Annotated in this window: 24 protein-coding genes; 9 read left to right on the plus strand and 15 right to left on the minus strand. The window is 73.8% G+C overall.

Features of this window, described 5'->3' with window-relative positions; translation table 11 throughout:
• The 5 genes from QI554_RS43505 to QI554_RS00290 all read right to left on the minus strand — a co-directional run.
• A partial coding sequence (locus QI554_RS43505) for a glycosyltransferase family 4 protein (protein WP_281464431.1) occupies positions 1 to 1,188 on the minus strand: 1,188 nt, incomplete at its 3' end.
• Between the two features lie 123 nt (positions 1,189 to 1,311).
• Positions 1,312 to 2,094, minus strand: coding sequence for a WecB/TagA/CpsF family glycosyltransferase (locus QI554_RS00275; RefSeq protein ID WP_281464432.1), 783 nt, complete (start codon positions 2,092 to 2,094; stop codon positions 1,312 to 1,314).
• Entirely contained in the window at positions 2,082 to 3,068 is a 987-nt protein-coding gene (locus QI554_RS00280) for an NAD-dependent epimerase/dehydratase family protein (protein ID WP_281464433.1), read from the minus strand. The genes QI554_RS00275 and QI554_RS00280 overlap by 13 nt, the downstream gene beginning before the upstream one ends.
• A gap of 10 nt (positions 3,069 to 3,078) precedes the next feature.
• Positions 3,079 to 4,104 (minus strand): UDP-glucuronic acid decarboxylase family protein, encoded by a 1,026-nt coding sequence (locus QI554_RS00285; protein ID WP_281464434.1) that lies wholly within the window; start codon positions 4,102 to 4,104, stop codon positions 3,079 to 3,081.
• A gap of 124 nt (positions 4,105 to 4,228) precedes the next feature.
• Positions 4,229 to 5,494, minus strand: a complete 1,266-nt coding sequence (locus QI554_RS00290) for a glycosyltransferase (RefSeq protein WP_281464435.1) — start codon at positions 5,492 to 5,494, stop codon at positions 4,229 to 4,231.
• Positions 5,495 to 6,207: 713 nt separating this feature from the next.
• Here QI554_RS00290 and QI554_RS00295 point away from each other — a divergent pair.
• Entirely contained in the window at positions 6,208 to 6,840 is a 633-nt protein-coding gene (locus QI554_RS00295; protein ID WP_281464436.1) for an AAA family ATPase, read from the plus strand.
• Positions 6,841 to 6,964: 124 nt separating this feature from the next.
• Positions 6,965 to 7,675, plus strand: coding sequence for an AAA family ATPase (locus QI554_RS00300; protein ID WP_281464438.1), 711 nt, complete (start codon positions 6,965 to 6,967; stop codon positions 7,673 to 7,675).
• A gap of 13 nt (positions 7,676 to 7,688) precedes the next feature.
• Here QI554_RS00300 and QI554_RS00305 read toward each other — a convergent pair whose 3' ends face one another.
• The 3 genes from QI554_RS00305 to QI554_RS00315 form a co-directional block, all read right to left on the minus strand.
• A complete protein-coding gene (locus QI554_RS00305) occupies positions 7,689 to 8,204 on the minus strand; it encodes a GNAT family N-acetyltransferase (protein ID WP_281464440.1) in 516 nt (171 codons plus the stop codon).
• On the minus strand, positions 8,201 to 8,542 hold the full coding sequence (locus tag QI554_RS00310; RefSeq protein ID WP_281464442.1) for an NIPSNAP family protein: 342 nt from the start codon (positions 8,540 to 8,542) through the stop codon (positions 8,201 to 8,203). The genes QI554_RS00305 and QI554_RS00310 overlap by 4 nt, the downstream gene beginning before the upstream one ends.
• A 90-nt stretch (positions 8,543 to 8,632) precedes the next feature.
• Positions 8,633 to 9,889: an MFS transporter gene (locus tag QI554_RS00315; RefSeq protein ID WP_281464444.1), complete on the minus strand. Its 1,257-nt coding sequence runs from the start codon at positions 9,887 to 9,889 to the stop codon at positions 8,633 to 8,635.
• A 74-nt stretch (positions 9,890 to 9,963) separates the two neighbouring features.
• Between QI554_RS00315 and QI554_RS00320 the strand changes: the two genes are divergently transcribed.
• Positions 9,964 to 10,542, plus strand: a complete 579-nt coding sequence (locus tag QI554_RS00320; protein WP_281464446.1) for a CGNR zinc finger domain-containing protein — start codon at positions 9,964 to 9,966, stop codon at positions 10,540 to 10,542.
• Between the two features lie 35 nt (positions 10,543 to 10,577).
• Here QI554_RS00320 and QI554_RS00325 read toward each other — a convergent pair whose 3' ends face one another.
• The gene (locus QI554_RS00325; protein ID WP_281465155.1) at positions 10,578 to 11,711 is read right to left on the minus strand and encodes an agmatine deiminase family protein; all 1,134 of its coding nucleotides are present in this window, start codon (positions 11,709 to 11,711) and stop codon (positions 10,578 to 10,580) included.
• A 243-nt stretch (positions 11,712 to 11,954) separates the two neighbouring features.
• Positions 11,955 to 13,010 carry an agmatine deiminase family protein gene (locus QI554_RS00330; RefSeq protein WP_281464448.1) on the minus strand — a complete coding sequence of 352 codons (1,056 nt, stop codon included), beginning with the start codon at positions 13,008 to 13,010 and terminating at the stop codon, positions 11,955 to 11,957.
• Positions 13,011 to 13,175: 165 nt separating this feature from the next.
• Here QI554_RS00330 and QI554_RS00335 point away from each other — a divergent pair, with 165 nt between their 5' ends.
• On the plus strand, positions 13,176 to 14,639 hold the full coding sequence (locus tag QI554_RS00335; protein ID WP_281464450.1) for a hypothetical protein: 1,464 nt from the start codon (positions 13,176 to 13,178) through the stop codon (positions 14,637 to 14,639).
• Positions 14,640 to 14,689: 50 nt separating this feature from the next.
• On the opposite strand, the gene QI554_RS00340 is transcribed toward QI554_RS00335, so the two are convergent.
• Complete coding sequence (locus tag QI554_RS00340) at positions 14,690 to 15,148, minus strand: MarR family winged helix-turn-helix transcriptional regulator (protein ID WP_281464452.1); 459 nt, start codon at positions 15,146 to 15,148, stop codon at positions 14,690 to 14,692.
• Positions 15,149 to 15,230: 82 nt separating this feature from the next.
• On the opposite strand from QI554_RS00340, the gene wrbA reads away from it, so the two are divergent.
• The 4 genes from wrbA (at position 15,231) to QI554_RS00360 (ending at position 18,450) form a co-directional block, all read left to right on the plus strand.
• The gene (gene wrbA / locus QI554_RS00345) at positions 15,231 to 15,869 is read left to right on the plus strand and encodes an NAD(P)H:quinone oxidoreductase (protein ID WP_281464454.1); all 639 of its coding nucleotides are present in this window, start codon (positions 15,231 to 15,233) and stop codon (positions 15,867 to 15,869) included.
• Between the two features lie 8 nt (positions 15,870 to 15,877).
• Entirely contained in the window at positions 15,878 to 17,521 is a 1,644-nt protein-coding gene (locus QI554_RS00350) for an MFS transporter (RefSeq protein WP_281464456.1), read from the plus strand.
• 92 nt (positions 17,522 to 17,613) lie between these two features.
• Positions 17,614 to 18,021, plus strand: coding sequence for a DUF3224 domain-containing protein (locus QI554_RS00355; protein ID WP_281464457.1), 408 nt, complete (start codon positions 17,614 to 17,616; stop codon positions 18,019 to 18,021).
• Positions 18,022 to 18,096: 75 nt separating this feature from the next.
• Positions 18,097 to 18,450 (plus strand): hypothetical protein, encoded by a 354-nt coding sequence (locus QI554_RS00360; protein WP_281464459.1) that lies wholly within the window; start codon positions 18,097 to 18,099, stop codon positions 18,448 to 18,450.
• 168 nt (positions 18,451 to 18,618) lie between these two features.
• Here the strand turns inward: QI554_RS00360 and QI554_RS00365 are convergent, their stop codons facing one another.
• From QI554_RS00365 to QI554_RS00375, 3 genes are read right to left on the minus strand one after another with little or no spacing between them, the layout of a single operon-like run.
• A complete protein-coding gene (locus tag QI554_RS00365) occupies positions 18,619 to 19,374 on the minus strand; it encodes a succinate dehydrogenase/fumarate reductase iron-sulfur subunit (RefSeq protein WP_281464461.1) in 756 nt (251 codons plus the stop codon).
• Positions 19,371 to 21,317, minus strand: a complete 1,947-nt coding sequence (locus tag QI554_RS00370) for a fumarate reductase/succinate dehydrogenase flavoprotein subunit (RefSeq protein WP_281464463.1) — start codon at positions 21,315 to 21,317, stop codon at positions 19,371 to 19,373. The genes QI554_RS00365 and QI554_RS00370 overlap by 4 nt, the downstream gene beginning before the upstream one ends.
• Positions 21,318 to 21,321: 4 nt before the next feature.
• Entirely contained in the window at positions 21,322 to 22,044 is a 723-nt protein-coding gene (locus QI554_RS00375; RefSeq protein WP_281464465.1) for a succinate dehydrogenase cytochrome b subunit, read from the minus strand.
• Between the two features lie 96 nt (positions 22,045 to 22,140).
• Between QI554_RS00375 and QI554_RS00380 the strand changes: the two genes are divergently transcribed.
• Positions 22,141 to 23,058, plus strand: a complete 918-nt coding sequence (locus tag QI554_RS00380) for a LysR family transcriptional regulator (protein WP_281464467.1) — start codon at positions 22,141 to 22,143, stop codon at positions 23,056 to 23,058.
• Here the strand turns inward: QI554_RS00380 and QI554_RS00385 are convergent.
• Entirely contained in the window at positions 23,038 to 24,441 is a 1,404-nt protein-coding gene (locus QI554_RS00385; RefSeq protein WP_425527898.1) for an MFS transporter, read from the minus strand. The two genes, QI554_RS00380 and QI554_RS00385, sit on opposite strands and share 21 nt — an antisense overlap.
• Positions 24,442 to 24,559 lie beyond the last annotated feature (118 nt).

The raw sequence follows: 24,559 nt of genomic DNA on the forward strand, positions 1-24,559 counted from the left end.
CCCCGGCGGGCCCCGCACCCCGCCCCCGGCGGGGGGGGCGCCCCCGCGGCACCCCCCCACGACGTCGGCGTACACCTTTTCCGTCCGGGCCAGCCAGGCGCGCGGGGTGAAGTGCTCGGCGAACACCGCTCGGCAGTGCCCCCGCAGGTCGGGGAACGCGGCGGCGGCGGCGCGGAGCGCGGCGCCGAGCGGTTCCTCCCACGTGACGACGCGGCCGGTGCCGAGCGCCCGCACGGTCTCGGCGACCGACGAGCCGTCGAAGGCGAGCACGGGAAGGCCGGCCGCATAGGCCTCGACCTCGATCAGCGGCGCGCCTTCGAAGCAGCGGCTCGGGAAGACCAGGCCGCGGTAGGCGGGCAGGATTCCGCGCAGCTCGGCGCGCGGCAGCGGGCCGAGGAACCGCACCGACGAGGGGGCCACGGCCCGTGCGGCGTCGGCGAGTTCGCCGTCGCCGACCACGTCGAGACCCTGGTCGTGCGGCCAGACGCGGAGGAGTTCGACGACGCCCTTCTCGGCGGAGAGACGGCCGGCGAAGAGCCAGCGGTCGCGCGGTGCGGACGGCGGTTCGGCGGCTGTGCGCCGGTCCGCGGTCGGTACCGGTTCGAGGCCGCCGGGTTCGCCTGGACGTCCTGTCGGCCGCGCCGGATCGGGACCGGCCTCGTCGACGAAGTTCGGGATCAGCACCGTGCGTTCGGCCGCCACCCCGACGCGCGTGTACATACGTCGGCTCAACTCCGCGATGGTCACCAGGCGGTCGGCCCGGCCCAACAGCGGATCGGCCGCCGCGCCGCGCCGGTTGGCCCACGCGAGCGGCGCCGTCGCCGCTCGCGACCCCCGGTAGCAGCCGTTCCGCAGGCCCGCCCATCGGTCGCCGTCCGGGCACGCCGTGCACGTCGCGCCCGAGCGGTAGAGGTTCGCCCCGGCGCACAGCGGGCGGAAGTTGTGCAGCGTCGCGACCAGCGGACCCGTCCAGTCGCGCACCCAGTGCCGGGTGAAGTTCGGGAACAGGTTGTGCACATGGACGACATCCGGGCGGAACGCGCGGAGGGCGGCGAGCGGCGTGGGGGGGGGGGGGGGGGGGGCGGGGGGGGGCGGCCCCCCCCGCGGCTCGCGCGCGCCGGGGGCCCGGGGGGCCCCCCCCACGCAGCGGATAGAGCCGACCGGCGGCGAGGTCGTCGGTGTGTGCACCGACGACCTCGACCTCGTGCCCCGCCTCGCGCAGCACCCGCACCTGGTCGACCACGCAGGCGTTCTCCCCGCTGGGCTGCGCCGAGGAGTAGAAGCTGTGCACGACGGCGACGCGCAGCGCGCTCACCCCTCGTCGACGGGCCGCAGCCGCGGCGGGCGGAGGACGCTGCGCGCCAGGTACGCCGGGTTGTTGCGCAGGTAGCGGCGCCACAGCCGGCGCGGCTCCTTCACCAGCCGGTACGCCCACTCCAGGCCCCGCTCCTGGAGCCACGGCGGCGCGGGGCGTGCCCGCCCCGCGTGCTGGTCGAACGCCGCGCCGACGCCGAACAGCACGTTCGCGGCGAGCCGTTCGCGGTGCGACGCCATCCACCGCTCCTGCTTCGGGGTGGACAGGCCCACCCACACCAGGTCGGCGCCGCTCGCGTTGATCCGCTCGACGACCTCGGCGTCCTCCGCCTCGGTCAGCGGGCGGAACGGCGGGGAGTAGGCGCCCGCGATCTTCAGGCCGGGGAAGCGCTCGACGAGGCGTTCGCCGAGCAGCTCGGGAACGCCTTCGGCGCCGCCGTACAGGTAGGAGCTCCACCCGCGTTCGGCGGCGCGCGCCAGGACGTCGAGCATGAAGTCCGGGCCGTAGACGCGGGCCATCCAGCCCGCGCCTACGCGGTGTCCCGCCCACACCATCGGCATACCGTCCGGCACGGTCAGCCCGGACGCGTTGTGGATGCGCAGGAGTTCCGGATCGCGCTGGGCCTCCATGACGCCGTGCACGCCGGTGACGCACACGTACTCACGGCGGCCGGTGTCGATCCAGCGGGTCACCTCGTCGAGGGCGCTGCGCGGGTTGACCGTGCTGACCCCGACGCCCAGGACGTCCACCCGGTGGAGGGCCTCGGTCAGTTCAGGCATGCCTTGACCTGGTCGTAGACCCACCGGTACGTCGCCTCGAGGCCGCGCTGCAGCGGCGTCGACGGAGCCCACGAAAGCTCCTTGACGATACGGGTGTTGTCGCTGTTGCGGCCGCGTACGCCGAGCGGGCCCGGGATGTGCCGGTACGTCAGGTCGACGCCGGCGATGTCGGCCACGATGGCGTACAGCCGGTTGATGGAGACGAGTTCGTCCGAGCCGACGTTGAGCGGCTCGACCGTGTCGCTGCGGGTGAGCCGCACCGTGCCGGTCACGCAGTCCTCGATGTACGTGAAGCTGCGGGTCTGCTCGCCGTCGCCCCAGATCTCGATCTCCCTCGCGCCGGTGAGCGCGGCGACCGCGACCTTGCGGCACGCGGCGGCGGGGGCCTTCTCACGGCCGCCGTCCCACGTGCCGTGCGGCCCGTAGATGTTGTGGTAGCGCGCGATCCGCGTGGCCAGGCCGTAGTCCTCGCGGAAGTGCCGGGCCATCCGCTCGGTGAAGAGCTTCTCCCAGCCGTAGCCGTCCTCCGGCATGGCGGGATAGGCGTCCTCCTCGCGGAGCGGGAGCACGGCGGCCTCGGTCTGCTTGTCGGCGGCGTACACGCAGGCCGACGACGCGTAGAAGAACCGGTCCACCTCGGCGTCGCGCGCGGCGAGCAGCATGTGCGTCGACGGCAGCACCGACAGCATGCAGGCGGCCTTGTTGTTCTCGATGAAGCCCATTCCGCCCATGTCGGCGGCCAGGTGGTACACCTCGGCGGCGCCGCCCTCGACGGACTTCGCGCAGTTCTCGGCGAGGCTCAGGTCGGCGACCACGTTGTGGGCGTCCGGGTGCGCCTGGTACCACTCGTCCAACGGCTTGCGGTCGACGGCGCGGACGGTCTTGCCTTCGGCGAGCAGGGCTCTGGTGAGGTGCCCGCCGATGAAGCCGCCGGCGCCGGTCACCACCGCGTCGACGGGGTCGGCACAGTGCATCAAGGTCTCCCTAGGAAGCGAGGACGGGGGTGGCCGCGTTCGCCGCGACCGGTGCTGCGACGGGGACGCCGGCGGTGGCCGGTCCCGCGGTGTGCGCGGCGGGAGCCCAGTGGGCCGAGCACCACGCGAAGGTCTGGGACAGTGCCTGCTCGAACGGCGTGACCGGCCGCCAGTCGAGGAGCTCGAGCGCGAGCCCGATGTCCGGGCGGCGCACCCGCGGGTCGTCCACCGGAAGCGGTACGTGCCGGATCTCGACGGCGGACTCCGCGAGTTCGCGGATGCGGTGGGCCAGGTCGAGGATCGTCAGCTCGGTCGGATTGCCGAGGTTGACCGGGCCGGGCACGTTGGAGCGCGCCATCCGCACGATGCCGTCGACCAGGTCGTCGACGTAGCAGAACGAGCGGGTCTGCGAGCCGTCTCCGGCCACCGTCAGCGGCTCGCCGTCGAGCAGCTGCCGGATGAAGGTCGGGATGGCCCGGCCGTCCGCCGGGCGCATGCGCGGGCCGAAGGTGTTGAAGATCCGGATGATCGCGGCGTCGGTGCCGAGCGAGCGGTATGTGGCGGCCGCCGCCTCGGAGAAACGCTTCGCCTCGTCGTAGCAGGCGCGCGGTCCGATCGGATTGACGTTGCCCCAGTACGACTCACGCTGCGGGTGCTCGGCGGGGTCGCCGTACACCTCCGACGTGGACGCGATCAGGAACCGCGCGTTCTTCTCCCGCGCCAGTTCCAGGCAGTTCATGGTGCCCACGGACCCGACCCGCAGCGTCTCGAGTGGGTGCCGTGCATAGTCGACCGGCGAGGCCGGCGACGCGAAGTGCAGGACTATGGCGACCTTGCCGCTGACGGCGAGGCCGTCGGACACGTCCTGTTCCAGGAATTCGAACCCTGGTTCGCCGGCGAGCCCGGCGAGGTTGTCGAGCGAACTGGTCAGCAGGTTGTCGGCGCACAGCACCGAATACCCGTCCGCGATCAGCCGCTCGCAAAGGTGGGAGCCGATGAACCCGGCACCCCCAGTGACGACGACACGCTTACGCATGGATGCCTTCCTTGCCGACGGAGGACAGCCACCACCACAACGTCTGGTTCATCCGGTTTTGCGAAGACGCGCCGCGATTCGCGCCGATTCCCACCCGATCAGCGCAGGGCGGTACCACGGCGGGTCACCGCCGGAGGTGCCTCCGGTACACGTCCTCCACCGCGTCCGTGACCGACGCCGGGTCCGGCAGGCCGTCGAAGCGCAGCCGCCCCGCCATGCCCACCCGCCGCCGCTCGCGCGGGTCCGCGACCAGCCGGCCCAAGGCCGCCGCCAGCGCGTCCGGATCGGCCGGAGGCACCAGCACACCCGCCCGGCCGTGGTCGAGCTGCCGGGGGATCGCGCCGACGGCCGCCGCCACCACCGGCACGCCCGCGGCCATCGCCTCCAGCACCACCAGCGGCGCGCCCTCGGTCAACGACGGGACGCACAGCACGTCCAGGCCTGCGACCGCCGCGGGCCCGTCGGTCCGCGCGCCGAGGAACCGGACCCGGTCCGCGACACCCAGCGTGCCCGCGAGTTCCTCCAGCCCGCGGCGCAGCGGCCCTCCGCCGACCACCGCGAAGCGCGCCCGCGGATGCCGCTCCGCGACCAGCGCCGCCGCCCGCACGAAGTGCTCGACGCCCTTCTCCGGCTGCAGCCGCGCCACCACCCCCACCGTCGGGGCCTCGCCCCGCGGCACGTCACCCCTCGACACCGGCGGACGGGCGAACAACGCCGTGCCGACCACGCGCACCCGACCCTCCGGCACCCGGTCGACCGTGCACAGGCGCTCCCGGATCTGCTCCGACACCGCCAGCACCACCGCGCAACGCCGGTACAACGGACGGCTGTACGCCCGGGCGAGCACCCCGCGCCACGACGCCATGCTGTGCTCCGTGACCACCACCGGCACACCCGTGACCGTGCCCGCCAACGCGGCCGCCATCGACGCCGCGTGCACGTGCGCGTGAACCACGTCGAACCGCCCCGACCGTGCCAGCCGCGCGATCCGCACCGCGAACCCGAGACTGACCCGCTTCGCGACCCGCCGTCGTCCCAGCACCACCACCCGCACGCCCGCCCCCGACAACGCCGCCGCCGGCGGACCCGCCTCCGTGCACGCCAGCACCACCCGGTGCCCGCGCGCCGCCAACGCGACGGCCAAGCCGGTCACTTGCCGCTGCGCGCCGCCGATCCGCAGGTCGTCCACCACGAGCAGCACCCGCAGCCGTCCGGGCCCGACGGGCTCGGCGCCGACCCCCTCCCACCCCGGCGCGGCATCGGGCTCCGCGACCTGGCCACCGCACGCCAGCCGTTGCAACGCCCCGAGGACCCGCCGCCCCTCCCGCACCGCCGGCCGCACCCCGCCGACCAGGACGGAACACCCCGCCGTAACCGTGTCGCCACGCACCCGTCCCCCCACCCGTGTGATCCGTCCGCCTACCCCCATGCTTGACCAGCGGCCGTCACGACCGATCACGACGTCACCGGGTCCAGTGAACCCCCTCACCGAGACGCAGTAACGTCCGAACCGATGCTTCGAGCCCACCACAACGCGGGGCGGCGTGTGACCCGAACGACGCGGAAGGCGGCCCCGAAACGGACGCATAAGCCCAGGCCGCGCATGACGGCGCGGCGTGCGCCGTGCTTGGTGGCGCGCACGGGACGGCGGCGAGCGCGAAACGGGTGCACAAGTCCACGCCGTGCACGACGGGCGTGCGACGAGCGCCGTGCCGTGTGGCGCTTGCGGGGTGGCGGCGGGCGCCCTGGACGCGTGCCGACGCCGCCCGCGAGGGCGGTCGCGGCTGCGTGGCGGATTCGGACGCGGTGAGCGGCGGCGGTATCCGAGCGATTCCGGTCAGGCCCGCCCGCCCGGCCTTCCGGCCCTGCCCGGCTCCCGGCCCGCTCCTCGACCCGCCCTGCCCGGCTCCCGGCCCGTCGTGCCCCGTCGGGTGTCGGCGGCCGCTTGCGCCGGCCGGCGGCTGCCCGCGTGCGGGGTGACCGGGGAGGTGGCGTCGGGTCGGATCGGTTCGGGCACGGTGGTGGTGCTTCGTGCCTCGGCGGCGGCGTGTGACCGGTTCACCGGACGCACGCTCCGGAGCGCGGGCGGATATCGTGCGGCTCGTGCCCAGCTCCGATGTCCGACATCCGGCCCCGCTGCGGCCCGTCGGGGTCTGTGACCTGCGCGGCGGGCCGTCGCCTGCTGTGCTCGAGTACGGGCCGTCGGCGGTGCTGGTCGTCGCCGGGCTGCCCGGGTCCGGGAAGAGCACGCTCATCGCGCGCTGCGTCCGCGTGCCCGTCGTCGACTCGCAGCACACGCGCAAGCGGTACCAGACTCGGCTGCCGCGCTGGGTGCCCTACCGGCTCGTGCGGCCCGTCGTCCGGATCGCCCACCTGAGGCGGCTGAACGCCGCGCTGCGTGCCGAAGGGCCGTTGGTCTTCCACGACTTCGGCGCCGTCCCGCTGGTACGGCGCTGGGTCGCCCGGTCGGCGCGCCGCCGCGGGCGCGACGTGCACCTGCTGTTCCTCGACGTGCCCGCCGACACCGCGCTGGCCGGGCAGCGGGAGCGCGGCCGCGCCGTCCCCGCACAGCGGTTCGCCCGGCACCGGGTGAACGCCCGCCGCCTGCTGGGCCGACTGGACGCCGACGGGGCGGCTCCGCGCGGGTGGGCGTCCGTCACGCTGCTCAGCCGCCCGTCCGCCGAGCGCCTGCAATCCGTCGACTTCGCGATGCGGGCAACAACGACAGATCTGTAGGATATCGGCCGCCCCTCCGACGACCCCGAACGGTCATGCCGGCGGGGCTGCTTCTTCGGTACGGGGCGCGCCGGGTCGGCGGCGGACCGGGCCGGTCCGACGGCCTTGGGGGGCGAACGCGGCGATGCACGGGGATTCCGCACCCGAAGACGGCCTCACCGTCTGTACCGAGCCACCCCAGGCCACGACCGTCCGCCCACCGCGCCCGGCACCGGCCGCGATACCGGCCGCGATACCGGCCGCCGTCCCGCTCCGGCCGCACCGCCTCCACGACCTGCGCACCGCGCAGCCCCAGCCGCGCACGCTCCTGTACGGGGACACCGACATCGTCGTCGTCACCGGCCTTCCCGGTGCGGGCAAGAGCACGCTGATGGCCCGCTGCGTGTGCGTGCCGCTGATCGACTCCGGGCACGTGCGCGTGTGGTTCCAGGCCCGCACACCGCGTCGGCTGCCGTACCTGCTCGTGCGCCCGCTCGTACGCCTCGTCCACTACGGCCGGCTGCGCGCCGCGCTGCGCCGCGGCGGGCCGGTCGTCGTCCACGACTGCGGGACCGTGCCGTTGGTGCGCCGCTGGCTCGCGGGGACCGCGCGGCGTCAGGGCCGCGCCGTTCACCTGCTGTTCCTCGACGTCGGCGCCGAGACCGCGCTCGCCGGCCAGCGCGCCCGAGGGCGGGCCCTGTCCGCGCGGCAGTTCGCGCGGCACTGCGTCCGCACCCGGCGGGCGCTCGACCGCCTCGCGGCGGCCGGTGCGCCCGCGCCGGGGTGGGCGTCGGCCGTGGTGCTCAGCAGGACGACCGCGCGAGGGCTGCGCGAGATCCGCTTCGGGACCCGGTGAGGTTCAGCTCGGCTCACATCGGGAACGACCGCAGCCTCAGGTCTCCGTCCGGCCAGGCGGCGCCGTCCCGCAGCGGCGTCCACATCGTCGCCAGCGGCATCACGGCGGGCCCGTCCGGCTGCTCCACGACGACGTCGTTCTCGACGCGGTGCCAGCCCAGCCGTTCGTACAGCGCGACCAGCGGCGGGCGGCAGAACAACAGCCCGAACTCCGGCCCCAATGTACGCGCGTGGTCGACCGCCGCGCCGACCACCAGCCGGGCCAGGCCCTGTCCGCGCGCGTCGGTGGCCACCGCGACGCCGCCGACGCCTATGACGTCGGTGTCGGTCCCGGCCAGCGTCACCGGTATCCGCAGCAAGCCGGTGTGCGCGACCAGGCGGCCGTCCCACATGACACCGAAGTGCAGCTCCTTGGGCAGCCAGGTGAACCCGACGTCCGCGACGCCGAACGGGTCCGGGCCGTCACCGAGGATCGCGGCCTGGCCGGCCTTGCCGTAGTGGTCGAGCCGGACGACCTCGGGAGCGCTCACCGGTCGGTGCCCGCGTCGCCCTCTGCGCCCGCCTCCGTGTCGAGCGGGCGCAGGAAGCGGCGTTCGTAGCGGCGGATGCACTTGGTGGTCCGGGCGAGCTCGATCGCGGCCTGGCACTCCGGGTCGGACGCGCTCGCCTTGCGGTACACCTCGTACTCGGCGAAGCCGGGGAACGTGAACAGCGCATACGCGATGTCGCTGTCGCCCTCGCTCGGCAGGAAGTATCCGTGGTGGTCGCCGCCGAAGTGGTTGACCAGCCGGACCCAGCGTCGGCCGTACTCCTCGAAGTCGGCCAGTTTGTCCGGGTCGATCTCGTACTTCAGGTGGATCGTGATCACGTCTGCCCCGTTCCGTCGCCGCGGCGCCTTTGCCGCTGCCGGACGCCATCCTCGCAGGTGACGGATGTGGCACCGGACGTGCCGCCACCGTCACTCCGCGGGCTGTGCCGCCGCGTCGCGCACGCCGACCGCGCGGGTCACCGCGTCCGGTGCGGCGGAGGCCCGGCGGGTGCACAGCACCCGTGCGGCGTACGGTTGCACGGCCGCGAGCATCACGCATACGGCGGCGGTCCCGGCCCACAGCGCGGCCGGCCCGGACCGGTCGAGGAGCTGGGTGCCGACCACCGGCGCGGCCACGCCCGCGATGCCCCAGCTGATGCCGAACACCGCCAGGTAGCGGCCGGTCGCGCCGGGCGGGGCGAGGTCGGCGACCAGGGCGTAGGCCCGTCCGAGCACGATGAGTTCGCCGACGCTCCACACGACCACGGCGCCGACCGAGGCCGCGAGCGAGTGCGCGGCGGCCAGCCCGGTCAGGCCCGCGGCCGACAGCAGGTAGCCGAGCGCGAGCGCGGCGGGATTCGGCAGGGCCGCGAACCGCGGTACCCGCACGAGGGGTTGGGACGCCACGACGGTCAGCGCCGACGCCGTGAAGAGCCAGCCCGCGTCGGCCGCGGCCATGCCGCGGATTTCGAGGGCGAGGGGGAGCGCCATGACCACTTGGAGGTAGACCAGCGCGTAGACGGTGCCGCAGGCGAGCATGAGCAGCAGCGCGCGGTCGTGCCAGGGGCGCACGCGTGTGTCGGCGCTCGGCCGCGCGGTGTCGGCGTCGCGCGGCGGGTCGGCCGGCAGCGCCCGCCCGACGAGGAGCGCGCACGCCAGGCAGCTCACCGCGTCCACGACGAACAGCCAGCGCAGGTCCCAGCGTCCGACGGCGGCGGCGATGAGGCCGGCGCCCATGCCGCCGACCGCGAGGGCGGCGTTCAGCAGGCTGTACGCGCGGACCCGCTCGTGCTGGGCGACGCTGTCGGCGATCATGGCCTGGCTCGGTGGCTCGTACAGCTCGTACGCGAGGCCGAGCAGCACCGCGAACGCCCCGACGGCGACCAGCGAGTGCGACAGGGCGATGCCGAGCTGGGCGACGGCGCAGCCGACCATGCCCAGCACGATCGTGCGGCGCGGCCCGATCACGTCGGCGAACCGCGCGCCCGCGAGCCGCGACGGGATCGACGCGAGGCCGAACCCGGCGGCGACCAGTCCCGCGGTCGTCACGCCCGCGCCGTAGTCCTCGCTGATCAGCACGGTCAGGAACGGCACGGAGAACGCGCCGAGCCGGTTGACCGCGCGGGCGACCAGCAGGAGCCGTACGGTGCGCGGCATCGCGGCGCCGCGCGCGGCGAAGACACCCATGTGTACCCCCGTCACTGGTGAATCAGGTAATGTCAGTGACGGAGACGCTAGATCGGAAGGGAGTGACTGGTCAAGTGTTGTTCGACAGTCACATGACGGTGCTGCTCGACGGCACCGTGGCGCTCGTGAACGCGCTGACCGACGGCGAGTCCCGCGGCCGGCCGTACACCGCACCGCGCGGCGACGACCTGGTCGCCGCCGTCGTCGACGCGCTGGCCGAACCCTCCATACTCGTCCGCCCGAACGGGCCCGCCGACGCCGAACACCTCGCGCGCAGCGCCGCCGACCTGCGCCGCGTCTTCGAAGCCGTCGCCGCCGACCGGATGGACGACGCGGCCGGGGCGCTCAACGCCCTCCTCGCCACCAGCGGCGCCCGCCCGCTCCTCGGCCGTGCCCCCGACGGGCCCTGGCGCGTTCACTTCCACGGCGCCGACGACTCGTTCGCCACGTCCTGGACGGCCGGCTGCGCCACCGGCCTCGCCATGCTCCTCGGCGGCGAGCTCGCCGGCCGCCTCGGCGTCTGCCAGGCGGCCCACTGCGACCGCGTCTACGTCGACACCTCCCGCAACGCCGGGCGGCAGTTCTGCTCGACGGCGTGCCAGAACCGCACGAAGGCGGCGGCGTACCGGGCCCGGCAGGCCGCCCAGGCGTGAGGGCGCCGTGCGCGCCGTGCTCGACTCCGCGCGGATCAGGGCGCGGGCGTGCCCGGCTGGTCGTGCGTCGCGCAGTGGATCCCGCCGCCACCGGACGCGATCGTGTCGATCCGCAGCGAAACGACGTCCCGGTCCGGGAAGTGGTCGCGCAGGATCCCGCGGGCGCGGTCGTCCGCGGCCTTGTCGCCGAAGCGCGGCAGGAACACCGCCTTGTTGCCGATGAAGAAGTTGACGTACGACGACACGAAGTCGTCGCCGTGGCCGGTCATTTCCTGCGGATCGGGCTGCGGCAGGTCGATGACCTGGAGGGTCTTGCCGCGCGCGTCGGTGGCGTCCTTGAGCACCGCACGGGCCTGGTCCGCGGAGCGCGACCACGAGTCGGCGGGCTCGCCGGGGAACGCCTTGTCGAGCAGCACCACGCCCGGCGCGACGAAGCGGGCGAGCGAGTCGACGTGCGCGTCGGTGATGTCCTTGCCGCGCACGCCCTCGAACCAGATCACCTTCGTGACACCGAGGACGCGCTTGAGCTCGTCCTCGATCTGCTGCCGGCTCTTGCCCGGGTTGCGGTTGTCGTTGACCACGGAGCTCTCGGTGACCATGAGCGTCCCGGCGCCGTCCGTCTCGAACGAGCCGCCCTCCGCCGTGATCCAGGTCTGGTCGCGCGGGATCCCGTACTTGGCGAGCACCTCGCGCGCGACCAGCGCGTCGTGCCCGTGGGCCTGCTTGTCGCCCCAGCCGTTGAAGTTGAAGTCGACGCCGTGGACCGCGCCGGCCTCCTCCACGAACACGGGCACGGTGTCGCGCGCCCACAGGTCGTCCACGGGGATCGGCACGACCTCGACGTCGGAGCCGCACGCGTTCTGCGCGTCGTCGGCCTGTTCGGGGCGTGCGAGCAGCACGACGGGCTCGGTCGCGGCGATCGCGCGGGCGATCCCGGTGATGTCCCGGCGCACCGCGGCCAGGTCGGGTCCCCAGATGCCGGTCGACGCGGGCCACGACATGAACGTGCGGGCGTGGCTGTCCCATTCGGCGCCGAACCGACGCGTCGACGGGGAGCCCGACGTCCCGGGGGCGGACGTGCCGGAGGTCTCGGGCCCGGCCTCACCGTCCGTTCCGGAGGAGTCCGAGCAGCCGGCCAGGCCGACGGCGACCGCGCCGACGCCGACCATCGACGTCAGGAAGGTCCGGCGGGACGGGCGGGATGACGCTGGCACAGGATCCTCCGGTGGTGCGGTGGTACGACAGGGGGCGCCCGCCGAGCAGGTGCCCGATCCGGGGCGGTGTAGAGGGGGTTCGCGGCGCGAGTGGCGCGGCGAACGGGTGAAAGTGAGGGGGCGGGCCGTCGCGCGGCGGCTCCACGTCCGCGCGGAACCGCGCGGAACCGCGCGGACATGCACCGACGTGCGTTGGCGTTACGGCCGGACGGCCGCCGGCACCTGCTGCGTGATGCAGTGCACGCCTCCGCCGCCGTACGACACGACGTTGCCCGGGACGCCTACGACCTCGCGGTCGGGGAACGCGTCGGCGATCTGGGCGAGGGCGGGCTCGTCGAGCGGGTGGCCGGCGGTCGGGACGATCACGGCGCCGTTGGCGACGTAGAAGTTCGCGTACGACACCGACGTCTTCGTGCCGTCGGGCAGCGTGTGCACGGGGTACTGCGGCATCTCGAGGACCTCGAACTTCCGCCCGGCGGCGTCCGTCGTCGTGCGCAGGACCTCGAGGTTGGCGGCCATGCGCGCGTGGTCCGGGTTGGCCGGGTCGTCGCACGACTGGGCGAGGACGACGCCGGGCCGGACGTACGTGCACACGCCGTCGACGTGGCCGTCCGTGTGCTCGTCCGCCGCGTGCCCGAAGGGCAGCCAGACCACCTTCGTGACCCCGAGCCGCGTCATGAGCTCGGCCTCGATCTCCTCGCGGGTCAGGTACGGGTTGCGGTTGTGGTTCAGGAGGCACTGCTCCGTGGTGATGAGCGTCCCCTCGCCGTCGACGGTGATGGAACCGCCCTCGAGGACCATGCCCGAGTCGACGCGCTCGATGCCGAGGACCGACAGCAGGCGGCGGCTGACGGTCGCGTCCTGGTCGTACGGCAGGAACCGCCCGCCCCACGAGTTGAACCTGAAGTCGACCGCGGCGCGGCGTCCTTCGCCGTCGAGGACGACCAGCGGGCCGGAGTCGCGCAGCCACGAGTCGTCGATCGCCAGCTCGACGACCGTCACGCCCGCCGTGCACGCGGCCCGGGCCTCCGCCCCCTGGCCCGGGTTGGCGACCATCAGCACCGGCTCGAACGCCGCGATCGCATTGGCGGTCGCCGCGTACTCGGCCCGCGCCTCGTCGAAGTACGGGCCCCACAGGCTCTTGCGCGTCGGCCAGGCCATGAGCGTCCGCTCGTGCGGCGCCCACTCGGCGGGCATGCGCCACGCGGTGGGGGAGGAGGACTCGGCGGCGACGGTGCGGCTGGGCTGCGTCATGCCCTCGACTGTCTCACTGACTGAAATTTCAGTCAAGCGTGTGGGCGGCGCTGCGCCCGGCCCGGGAACCGCCGATACGTCTGGGAGGGGAGTGGCGGCTGCCGTTCCCCGATAGCGTCGTCCTGCGTTAGGGGACCACGCCTGACCAGGCCGAGGGGAATCGCCGTGTCGGACGCCGAGCCGTTGCCGCCACACCTCGGCGAGGTCGTGGAGGGGCTCGCGCGGAACCCCGCGCTGCCGCCCGAGCTCGTGCGTCGGCTGGTGGCGTACCGCAGGGGCATGGGCACGGTCGCCAAGCGTCCGGATCTGACGGACGACGTGGTCGCCGAGATCCTCGCGGCGGACCACCATTGGCTCACGCACTCGCTCGCACTCAACAGCCGCACCCCGCACGCGGTCCGGCTCGTGCTCGCCGAGCACCCGCGTCCGGCGATACGCGCTGCTCTCGCGGTTTCTGGAGGTGTGCCGCGCGAGGTCTTCGAGCGGCTGGTCGACGACCCCGATGTGCTTGTCCGCCGAAATGTGGCGGAGAGCGACGATGCGCCGGCCGACGTGCGCGCCCGGCTGGCCGACGACCCCGAGCCGGAGGTCCGCGCCACGCTCGCCCGATGGTGGCCGCAGGCCCCGGAGGCGGTTCGGCGGCGGTTGCTGACCGACGTGGCGGACTCCGTCCGCGCGGCGGCCTGCTCGACGTACTACGCCCGCTCGCCCCACCCCGTACCGCCCGCCGACCTGCTCCCGGCGCTGCTGGCCGACCCGGTCACGCGCGCCGGGGCGGTGCGGCACTGCGCGCTGGGCGCCGAGGCGGCGCGTCGACTGGCCGCGGATCCGGACGACGCCGTGCGCGAACAGGTCGCGGAGCATCCCGACCTCCCGGCCCGGTCGCGCGAGCTGCTCGCCGAGGACCCCAGCCCGCAGGTCCGGGTCCGCGTCTTCGCCCGCCAAGACACGCCGGAGGCGACCCGAGCCGCGATCCACGCCGGGATCCTGGCCGACGCGAACCTGCCGACCTGGCCCGAGGTGGACCTGGACGACGAGGTGGTGGAGCGGCAGTTCATGGGCCGGATGGCCCGCTCGGAGCTGGCCTCGCTGCGCCTGCCGTGGGTGACGGCCGACCCGTTGCCGTACGTCGACTCGCCCTACCCGGGTTTCCGGGCTGCGGCCGCGCAGGCGGACGGCCTCCCGGCGGCGGTCGTGGCGAGGCTGCTGCACGACGAGGACAGTCGCGTCCGCACGAAGGCGGCGCAACACGCCCGTGATCAGGTCGACCCCGCCACCGCTGAGCGCATCGACCGCACGTACGACGCGCCCAAGGGGTCGCCGTGGCGTCCGGCAGACGACTTCCCCCTCCCCGTGTCCGTCTTGCGGCGACTGGCCTCCGACCCCGATCCGCGGATGCGCCTGCTCGCGCCGCGTGACCCCGATCTACCCGCGCAGTTGCTCGGGCTGCTGGCGGCCGATCCCGACTCCACGGTGCGCTGTGAGGTCGCCGCGCATCCGCGACTGCCGCTCGGCGTTCTGCTCGAACTGGTGGCCGACCCGTCCGCGTGGGTCGCCAAGGCCGCCGCCGGCAACCCGAGCCTGCCGCCGGCGCAGATGCACCGGCTCCTGGTGCTCGCGGGTCTGTGAGGCCGGGCTCCGCGGGCTGCGGAAGGGGCTGAGGGGCGGCCTCGCGGGGGCTACTCCCGGCCCTGACCGCCGCGGCCGGGGCGGGTGTCCACGTTGGTCGTCAACGTCCCGAGCAGGCCCGGTAGTTCGGCCACCGTCCCGGCCGGGAGGCCGGCCACGGTCTCGGCGGCCAGGCCGCGCCACAGTTCCTTGACCTGTTCCGTCAACGCCCGTCCGCTGTCCGTCAGTTCGACGATGCTCGCGCGCTTGTCGGAAGGGTCCGGCGTGCGGCGGATGTGGCCGGCGGCCTCGAGTTTGCGGGTCATCAGGGTGACGCTCGGCGGCTCGCAGCCCAGCGCGTCGCTGAGCTGCGCCTGGATGCGCGGGCCGGTGCGGGCGAGCTCGAGGAGGAGGGCCTCCTGGCCCGGGTGGAGGCCGAGCGGGGCGAGCAGGGCCGCGGTGCGGGCGCGGTGGCGCAGGCTCAGCAGGCGGATGGCCTGGTTGAGGGCATCGGCTTGGGCGAAGTCCACGGCGGCTCCTTGACGATCAGATTAGTTATGCGCATAAGCTTATCCGCATAACTAATTCTACGTGACCCCGGGGAGTCCCGACATGACCGTGAAGGTCGCCGTCATCTACTACAGCGCCAGCGGCTCCGTGCACGCCCTCGCCGAGGCCGTCGCCGAAGGCGCCGCCGCCACGGGAGCCGACGTCCGGCTGCGGCGGGTCGCCGAGCTCGCGCCCGACAGCGCGATCGACGAGAACCCGCAGTGGCGGCGCCACGTCGACGCCACCGCGTCGCTCGCCGAGGCCGCGCTCGACGACCTGGCCTGGGCCGACGCGTACGCCTTCGGCACGCCGACCCGCTTCGGCGCGCCCGCCGCACAGCTCAAGCAGTTCCTCGACCAGGCCGGCGGCCTGTGGCGCGAGGGCGCCCTGGCCGACAAGCCGGTCACCGCGTTCACCTCGGCGTTCAACCGGCACGGCGGCAGCGAGGCCACGCTGCTGTCGCTGGGCAACGTCTTCTACCACTGGGGCGCGCTGATCGTGCCGCCCGGATTCACCGACCCGGCGGTCTACGCCGCGGGCGGCAACCCGTACGGCACCTCCGCGGTGACCGGCCCGTCGGGCGCCGGCCCCGACGAGGCGACGCTCGAGGCCGCCCGGTACCAGGGCCGGCGGCTCGCGCAAACCGCCATCCGCCTCCGCGCAGGCGCCCAGTCCGTCGACGCGGCACTGCAGGACGCGTGAGCGCCGAGATGACCTCAGACGCCCGCCCCGTGCCCACCGCCCCCACGTCGCAGGACGCCGCCGCAACGGCGAGGTCCACCGCGCAGCGGGACGCCGCCCCCGCGTCGACGCTCGCGCTGCCCACGCCGGAGGACGCCGCCGCGCCCGCACCCACGACGTCCCCCGAACCGCAGGACCCCACCTCCGCTTCGACCGTCGCCCACGAGGACGCCGTGCTCACGACGTCCCCCAAGCCGCAGGACACCACCGCACCCGAGCCCCACGACGCCGCGCGCACCCGCCTGGTCCTCGCGCTCGTCTGCGCCTGCCAGTTCATGGTCATCCTCGACGCGTCGATCGTGAACGTCGCCCTGCCTTCCGTCGACCGCGACCTCGGTTTCGGTTCGTCCGGTCTCGCCTGGGTCGTCAACGCCTACCTGCTGACCTTCGCCGGGTTCATGCTGCTCGGCGGACGCGCCGCCGACCTGTTCGGGCAGCGCAGGATGCTGACCACAGGCCTGCTCGTCTTCTCCGCCGCGAGCCTGGCCGGCGGTCTGGCCACGACCCCTGGGGTCCTGGTCGCGGCGCGTGCCGTACAGGGCGTCGGCGCTGCGCTGCTGGCCCCGGCCACGCTCGCCGTCCTCAACACCACGTTCGCCGAAGGCCCCGCCCGCGCCCGGGCGTTCGGTGCCTGGTCGGCCGCAGGCGGAGTCGGCGGCATGGCCGGCGCGCTCGCGGGCGGGGCGCTCACCAGCGGCCTGTCGTGGCGCTGGGTGTTCCTCATCAACGTCCCCGTCGGCGCCGCGCTGATCGCCGTCGCCGCGACCTCCCTCACCGGCACCCGACCGCAGCACCGCGAACCCCTCGACCTCGTCGGCGCCGTCACCGGCACCGCCGGGCTCGCCGCGCTCGTCTACGGCGTCATGCAGAGCACCGACCACGGCTGGACGTCCGCACACGTCGTCGTGCCCGCCGTCGCGGGCCTGGCCCTCCTCGTCCTCTTCGCGGTCACCGAGGCCCGCTTCGCCGACCGGCCGCTGCTGCCCCCGCACCTGTTCCGCATCCGCGGGGTGGCCGTCGGCAACGGCATGCTCCTCCTGTTCGGCGGCATCGCCATCGCGATGTGGTACTTCACGTCCCTCTTCCTCCAGGACGTCCTCGGGTACGGCGCCCTGCGCGCCGGCCTCGGCCAGACACCCGCCGCCGTAACGTTCATGCTGGTCGCAGGCCGGGCCGCCGCGCTGCTCCCGCGCACCGGTGTACGGCCGCTCGTCCTCGCCGGATCCGCCTGCTTCCTCGCCGGCTTCGGCTGGCTCGCCCAGGCCGACGCGCAAAGCGGCTACCTCATCGGCGTCCTCGGCCCGACCCTGCTCATCGCCGTCGGCATCGGCCTGACCTTCCCCACCCTGATGGCCGCCGCGACCGCCGACGCCCCCGCCCGCGACGCCGGCATCGTCGGCGGCGTGGCCAACACCGCGAGCCAGCTCGGCGGATCGATCGGCCTCGCCCTCCTCTCCACCGCCGCCGACACCCGGGCCGCCGCAAGCTCCGACACCACCACCGCGACCGACGCCCTCGCCTCCGGCTACGACCTGGTCTTCCTCCTCGCCGCCGGCCTCGCCCTGGCGATCGCCGCCACGAGCCTGCTCCTCCCACGCCCGCCCAAGCCCTGACGCGAAAGCCGGTCCCGGACGGCACCCAGCCGCCCGGGACCGGTGGCCGGCCCTCGCCACCGGCGGCCCACCGGGAAGCTACGATCGGCCCCATGCACGCCTCCGGAACCTTCAGCGTCAAGGCCTTCGTCCCGACGGAACTGGTCCCGACGCCCGCCGTCGTCACCGCGACGCCGGTCGGGGTCGCCACGATGGAGAAGGAGTACGAGGGCGACGTCGTGGGGCGCTCCTCGACGCTGTTCACCGCAGCGTTCGACCAGGCGAGCGGGGTCGGCACCTACGTGGCCATGGAGTCCTTCGAAGGATCCCTGAACGGCCGCACGGGCACCTTCAACTTCGCCCACTCGGCGACGACTTCCGGCAGCGACCGCACCGCCGAGTTCTTCGTCGTCGTACCGTCCAGCGGCACCGGCGACCTGACGGGCATCTCAGGCACCGGCAGCATGACCGTCGACCCCGACGGCACGCACCGCATCTGGTTCGACTACGAGGTCGCCTGACCGGACGCGGTGGGGCGGGGTGCCTTGCGATGCCCCGGCATAGTCTGGACCAGTACTGTGGGGAGGAGATCCCCGGTGAGTGCACAGACGCATGCGTCGGATCCGATCATCCCCCGACCGGAACGCACCGTCGGGGCCCTGCGTGTCGCGTTGGCCCAGGTCGCCCCCTACCGGATCGCCGAATTCGAGGCGCTGAAAGACGAGGCCTTCGACCTCGCGGCTGCCCAGGGGAGTGTCGCTCCGGTCCGGATGTTCCTGTTGGCATGGTCGCGGGACATCGAGATCGCGCGGCAACCGGCTACCGCCGCGCGCTACCGCGATGCCGTCCACGCGGCGCAGGTCCTCGACAAGGCCGATCCCGGCTGGCTGGCGGCGATGGACGATGTCTCCCGCATTCTGGACGAGGCTATGCGGGCCGTTCGCGACTGACCGCTCCGGTCTCGCTCGGCCGCTTAGAATCGCCTGTCGTGAGCTGGAGTTGGGAATATCACCCCGACGAGGAGACCCGGGTCGGCGGCATGTTCGACTACCTCCTGATTCAGCGCCAGGAGACCCTCTACATCCTCCAGGTGACGCCCCCGCTGTGATCGGTGGGCCTCAGTCGCGGTTTCCGCGGCCCTTGACGGTCGCGCGGAGGTACTCGCGGTTCAGGGTGCCGATCGCCGAGAGCGGGATGCCCTTCGGGCAGGCGGTCGCGCATTCGCCGGTGTTGGTGCAGCCGCCGAAGCCCTGGGCGTCCATCGTGTCGACCATGTCGAGGACGCGGGACTCGCGTTCCGGCGCGCCCTGGGGGAGGGCGTTCAGGTGGACGACCTTGGCCGCCGTGAAGAGCATCGCCGAGCCGTTGGGGCAGGCCGCGACGCAGGCGCCGCAGCCGATGCAGGCGGCGTGGTCGAAGGCCAGGTCGGCGGCGGCCTTCGGGACCGGGGTCGCGTGCGCCTCCGGTGCGGAGCCGGTCGGGACGGAGACGTAGCCGCCCGACGCGATGACCCGGTCGAAGGCGGACCGGTCGACGACGAGGTCCCGGACGACCGGGAACGCCTCGGCGCGCCACGGCTCGACGTCGATGGTGTCGCCGTCGCGGAAGTGCCGCATGTGGAGTTGGCAGGCCGTGGTCCGCTCGGGCCCGTGGGCCTGGCCGTTGATGACGACGCCGCAGGCGCCGCAGATGCCTTCGCGGCAGTCGTGGTCGAACGCCACCGGGGTGTCGCCGGAGAGGATCAGCCGCTCGTTGAGGTGGTCGAGCATTTCGAGGAACGACATGTCCGCGCTGACGCCGTCGACCTCGTAGGTGGTCATCGCGCCGGCCGCGGCCGCGTCGCGCTGGCGCCAGACGCGCAGGGTGAACTTCACGTGTAGCTCCGCTGGGTGGGGTGGACGTGCTCGAAGACGAGGTCTTCCTTGTGCAGGACGGGAGGGCGTCCCGTGCCCGTGAACTCCCAGGCGGCCGTGTACGAGAACAGCTCGTCCCGGCGTGCCGCCTCGCCGTCCGGGGTCTGGCTCTCCTCGCGGAAGTGGCCGCCGCACGACTCGGTGCGGTGCAGGGCGTCCAGGCATGTGAGTTCGGCGAGTTCGAGGTAGTCGACGATGCGGTTGGCCTTCTCCAGCGACTGGTTCAGCTCCGCGCCCGTGCCCGGCACCTTGACCCGCCGCCAGAACTCCTCGCGCAGTTCCGGGATCCGGCCGAGGGCCTTGCGCAGTCCGGCCTCGTTGCGGGCCATTCCGCATTCGTCCCACAGGAGTTCGCCGAGTTCGCGGTGGAACGAGTCGGGCGTGCGGTCGCCGTCGACGGCGAGCAGCCGGTCCAGCCGGGCGGTCACCTCCGCCACCACGGCGACGGCGGCCGGGTGGTCGGCCAGGACCTCGTCGTGGGGATGGCGGGCGAGGTAGTCGTTGATGGTGGCCGGCAGCACGAAGTAGCCGTCCGCGAGCCCCTGCATGAGCGCGGACGCGCCGAGCCGGTTCGCGCCGTGGTCGGAGAAGTTGGCCTCCCCGATGGCGAACAGGCCCGGCACGGTGGTCTGGAGGTCGTAGTCGACCCACAGGCCGCCCATCGTGTAGTGGATCGCCGGGTAGATGCGCATCGGCACCTGGTACGGGTCCTCGGCGGTGATCCGCTCGTACATCTCGAACAGGTTCCCGTACTTCGCGTCGACCGCCGCCCGCCCCATGCGCCGGATCGCGTCGGCGAAGTCCAGGTACACGCCCTGGCCGCCGGGCCCGACGCCGCGGCCCTCGTCGCACACGTTCTTCGCGGCGCGCGACGCGATGTCGCGGGGGACCAGGTTGCCGAAGGACGGGTACATCCGCTCCAGGTAGTAGTCGCGTTCGTCCTCGGGGATCTCGTTCGGCGGCCGCGTGTCGCCCTTCGCCACGGGCACCCAGATCCGGCCGTCGTTGCGCAGCGACTCGCTCATCAGCGTCAGCTTCGACTGGTGGTCGCCGGAGCGCGGGATGCAGGTGGGGTGGATCTGCGTGAAGCACGGGTTCGCGAACAGCGCGCCGCGCCGGTGGGCCCGCCAGACGGCGGTGGCGTTGGAGTTCTTGGCGTTCGTCGACAGGTAGAAGACGTTGCCGTAGCCGCCGCTCGCCAGCACCACCGCGTCGGCGAAGTAGGTGTCGACGCGGCCGGTGACCAGGTCGCGGGCGACGACGCCGCGGGCCCGCCCGTCGACGACGACCAGGTCGAGCATCTCGGTGCGCGGGTGCATCTCCACGGTCCCGGCGTCGATCTGCCGCGACAGCGCCTGGTACGCGCCGAGCAGCAGCTGCTGCCCGGTCTGCCCGCGGGCGTAGAACGTCCGCGACACCTGCACGCCGCCGAACGACCGGGTGTCGAGCAGGCCGCCGTACTCGCGGGCGAACGGCACGCCCTGGGCGACGCACTGGTCGATGATCTGCAGCGAGATCTGCGCGAGCCGGTGCACGTTGGACTCGCGGGCGCGGAAGTCGCCGCCCTTGACGGTGTCGTAGAAGAGCCGGTGCACGGAGTCGCCGTCGTTGCGGTAGTTCTTCGCCGCGTTGATGCCGCCCTGCGCCGCGATCGAGTGCGCCCGGCGCGGCGAGTCCTGGTAGCAGAACTGCACGACGCGGTAGCCCTGTTCGGCGAGCGTGGCGCCGGCCGCGCCGCCGGCCAGGCCGGTGCCGACGACGATGACGGTGTGCTTGCGCCGGTTGGCGGGGTTGACGAGCTTCGCCTCGAAGCGGCGGCGGTCCCAGCGTTCGGCGATCGGGCCGTCGGGGGCCTTGGTGTCGGCGACGGGGTCCCCGACGCCGTACGCGGTGTAGTCGGTCATGGGTTCAGCTCACGATTCCGGTCAGGACGGCGACGGGTACGGACACGAAGCCGACGGTCAGCAGCGCCGCGAGCGCGTTCGCCGCGGCCTTGAACGCCCGGTCGCGGCGCGGCGAGTTCGCGCCGAGGGTCTGCGCGGCGCTCCAGAAGCCGTGCCGGATGTGCAGCCCGAGCGCGAGCATCGCCGCGATGTAGAAGGCGGCGACGTACCATCGGTCGAACGACGCCACGACGTTGGCGTACGGGTGGCCGTGCTGCGCGTTCGGGTTCACCGTCAGCGTGGTCAGGTCGAGGATGTGCCACACGACGAACAGCCCGAGGATGACACCGCCCCAGCGCATCGTGCGCGTCGCGTAGCTGGTGCGCGCCCGCGGCCGCGCGTACTTGACCGGCCGCGCCGCCAGGTCGCGGCGGCTGAGCTGGTACGCGGCCACCCCGTGCAGCACGACCGCGGCGACCAGCACGACCCGGAGGATCCACAGGAACCACTCGTAGTGGAGCACCGGCCCGCCGATGGTCCGCAGCCAGTGCGCGTAGTGGTCGAACTCGCCGGGCCCGAAGAAGATCTTCAGGTTGCCGATCATGTGGGCGACCAGGTACGCGAGCATGATCAGCCCGGTGACCGCCATGACCGCCTTCTTGCCGACGGTGGAGCGCCACAGGGAGCCGAGGAGGGACGGGGGGTGCTGCGGGTGCTGTGCGTGCTGTGTCCGGGTCGCCAGTGCCATGCAGGGACGCTAAAGCCGGGGCTCTCGATGCGTCCAAGACATGATCCGACTCCTTTCCATAGTCACTGCCTATCGTGACTGGGTATCGTGGCGACGGTGCAGCTCCAGCAACTCCGCTACTTCGCGACCGTGGCCGAACTCCGGCACTTCACCCGGGCCGCCGAGGCCCTGCACGTCGCCCAGCCGTCGCTGTCCCAGCAGATCCGGGCGCTCGAGCACGAGCTGGGCGCGGAGCTGTTCCACCGGGCACGTGGAAACATCACGCTCACGGACGCCGGCGAGGCCCTGCTGCCCGTGGCCCGGCGGATCCTCGCCGACACCGACACCGCGCGCCGTGAGGTCCACGAGGTCGCCCAGCTGCGCCGCGGCCGGGTGCGGCTCGGCGCGCCCCCGAGCCTGTGCGCCAGCCTCGTGCCGGACGTCCTGCGCGTCTACCACGCGCGCTATCCCGGCATCGAGCTGTTCGTGGACGAGGGCGGCTCACAGGACCTGGTGCGCAGCCTGGCGGCCGGCGGGCTCGACGTGGCGCTGGTCATCACCCCGCTCGGGCCCGGCGCGCCCGCCCTGACCACGGCCGAGCTCCTCCGCGAGGACCTCGTCGTCGTGTCGTCGCCCGACGAACCCCCGCCGACCCGGCGGGCCGGCGCCCGGATCCGCGTGGCCGACCTGCGGGGCCTGCCCATGGTGATGTTCCGGCGCGGCTACGACCTGCGCGAGATGACGCTGGCGGCCTGCCGCGCGGCCGGGTTCGAGCCGTCGTTCACCGTCGAGGGCGGCGAGATGGACGCGGTGCTCGGCTTCGTGCGCGCGGGGTTGGGCGTCGCGGTGGTCCCGGGCATGGTCGCGGCCCGCTCCGGGCTGCGGGTGACGGCGTTCGCGGGGGAGCCGCTGCGCCGCACGGTCGCGGTCGCGCACCGCAAGGACGCCCCGCCGCCGCGCGCCGCGCGCGAGCTGTGGGGCGTCCTGCTGGAGCACCTGGACCTGGGCCCGGGGTCAGTCCCGCGCGGGGACTAGCTCGGGCTCCTCCTCGGGCTCCGCCTCGGGCTGCCCGGCCTGCGCGTCGGGCGCCGTCGTACCGGTCCTGGGCAGCACCGCCCGCGCGATCAGCGCCGCCGCGAGCAGCAGCACCGCGCACACGGTCAGGCCCAGCGCGTAGCCGTCGTTGAGCGCCCCGGGCGTGACGGCGTCGCCGGTACGGTCGTGGGCCGCGGTGCCCAGCGCGGCGAGGCCGAGCGAGGCGCCGATCTGCCGCGAGCTGTTGAGCAGCCCGGACGCGGTGCCGGCCTCGTGCGGGGCGACGCCCGCCGTCGCGACGGACACCAGCGGGCCGAGGCACATCCCGAAGCCGACGCTGGCGACGAGCGACGGCCCGAGGACGTCGGTCAGGAACGTCCCGTCCGCGCTGATCAGGCCGAACCACGCGAACCCGGCCGCGGTCAGCAGTGCGCCGACGAGCATCAGCGTGCGCGGCGGCAGCCGGTAGCCCAGCTTGACGGCCACCACCGACCCGGCCACCACGCCCAGGGCGAACGGCAGGAACATCAGCCCGGTCATGGCCGCGCCCGTCCCCAGCACGCGCTGCAGGTACAGCGACATGAAGTAGAACGACGAGGCCATGCCCGCGCCGACCACCAGGTTGAACGCGTTCGCGCCGGCCACCGAGCGGTTCGTGAACAGGCCGAGCCGGACGAGGGGTTCGCGGGCGGTGGTGTGCTCGACGTACACGAACGCGGCCAGCAGCACGAGCGCGGCCGCGAGCGTGCCGAGGGTGACCGCGGACGTCCAGGCGTACCGGTCCGTGCGCACGACGCCGAACACCAGCAGCGTCATGCCGGACGCGGCCAGCACCGCGCCCAGCGCGTCCGGGCGTCCGCCGCGTGCCGCCGCCGTCCCCGCCGGGACGCCCCGCCAGGCCAGCGCCAGCGCGGCCGCCGCCATCGGCACGTTCACGAACATGACCCAGCGCCAGCCTGCGTACTCGGTCAGGATCCCGCCGACGAGGACGCCGAGGGCGCCGCCCGCCGCGTTCGTCGCACTCCACACGCCGAACGCCTTCACGCGGGCCTTGCCCTCGGGAAACGTCGTGGTCAGCAGCGCCAGCGCGGCGGGCGCGAGCGCGGCGGCACCGACGCCCTGGGCGGCTCGCGCGGCGACCAGCTGGCCGGGGTCCTGCGCGAAGCCGCCGAGGAGCGAGGCCGCGCCGAACAGGGCGAGGCCGCCCAGCAGCATGCGCTTGCGGCCGTACCGGTCGGCGGCCTTGCCGCCCAGCAGGAGCAGGCCGCCGAAGGTGAGCGCGTAGGCGTGGATGACCCAGGTCAGGCCCACCGCGCTGAAGCCGAGGCCGGCGGCGATCTCGGGCAGGCCGACGTTCACGACGGACAGGTCCAGCGACACCATGAACTGGACGACCGCCACGACCGCGAGGATCCGGCCCGGCCGCACTCCCGGGCGTCCTTCGTCCGGACGCTTCGCGTCCCAACGCCCCTTGCTCTCCAACTTGTTCGTCATCACAGAC

This window comes from Yinghuangia seranimata (assembly GCF_029953285.1).
GTDB classification, from domain to species: domain Bacteria; phylum Actinomycetota; class Actinomycetes; order Streptomycetales; family Streptomycetaceae; genus Yinghuangia; species Yinghuangia seranimata.

What these genes read in the sequence shown, in the direction of transcription:
- QI554_RS00355 (WP_281464457.1), top strand. Translation starts at nt 17,614, where the DNA reads ATGCACGCCTCCGGAACCTTCAGCGTCAAGGCCTTCGTCCCGACGGAA.
- QI554_RS00275 (WP_281464432.1), bottom strand. Translation starts at nt 2,094, where the DNA reads ATGCCTGAACTGACCGAGGCCCTCCACCGGGTGGACGTCCTGGGCGTC.
- QI554_RS00300 (WP_281464438.1), top strand. Translation starts at nt 6,965, where the DNA reads ATGCACGGGGATTCCGCACCCGAAGACGGCCTCACCGTCTGTACCGAG.
- QI554_RS00280 (WP_281464433.1), bottom strand. Translation starts at nt 3,068, where the DNA reads ATGCACTGTGCCGACCCCGTCGACGCGGTGGTGACCGGCGCCGGCGGC.
- wrbA (WP_281464454.1), top strand. Translation starts at nt 15,231, where the DNA reads ATGACCGTGAAGGTCGCCGTCATCTACTACAGCGCCAGCGGCTCCGTG.
- QI554_RS00375 (WP_281464465.1), bottom strand. Translation starts at nt 22,044, where the DNA reads ATGGCACTGGCGACCCGGACACAGCACGCACAGCACCCGCAGCACCCC.
- QI554_RS00330 (WP_281464448.1), bottom strand. Translation starts at nt 13,010, where the DNA reads ATGACGCAGCCCAGCCGCACCGTCGCCGCCGAGTCCTCCTCCCCCACC.
- QI554_RS00315 (WP_281464444.1), bottom strand. Translation starts at nt 9,889, where the DNA reads ATGGGTGTCTTCGCCGCGCGCGGCGCCGCGATGCCGCGCACCGTACGG.
- QI554_RS00370 (WP_281464463.1), bottom strand. Translation starts at nt 21,317, where the DNA reads ATGACCGACTACACCGCGTACGGCGTCGGGGACCCCGTCGCCGACACC.
- QI554_RS00325 (WP_281465155.1), bottom strand. Translation starts at nt 11,711, where the DNA reads ATGGTCGGCGTCGGCGCGGTCGCCGTCGGCCTGGCCGGCTGCTCGGAC.
- QI554_RS00350 (WP_281464456.1), top strand. Translation starts at nt 15,878, where the DNA reads ATGACCTCAGACGCCCGCCCCGTGCCCACCGCCCCCACGTCGCAGGAC.
- QI554_RS00385 (WP_425527898.1), bottom strand. Translation starts at nt 24,441, where the DNA reads ATGGTGTCGCTGGACCTGTCCGTCGTGAACGTCGGCCTGCCCGAGATC.
- QI554_RS00285 (WP_281464434.1), bottom strand. Translation starts at nt 4,104, where the DNA reads ATGCGTAAGCGTGTCGTCGTCACTGGGGGTGCCGGGTTCATCGGCTCC.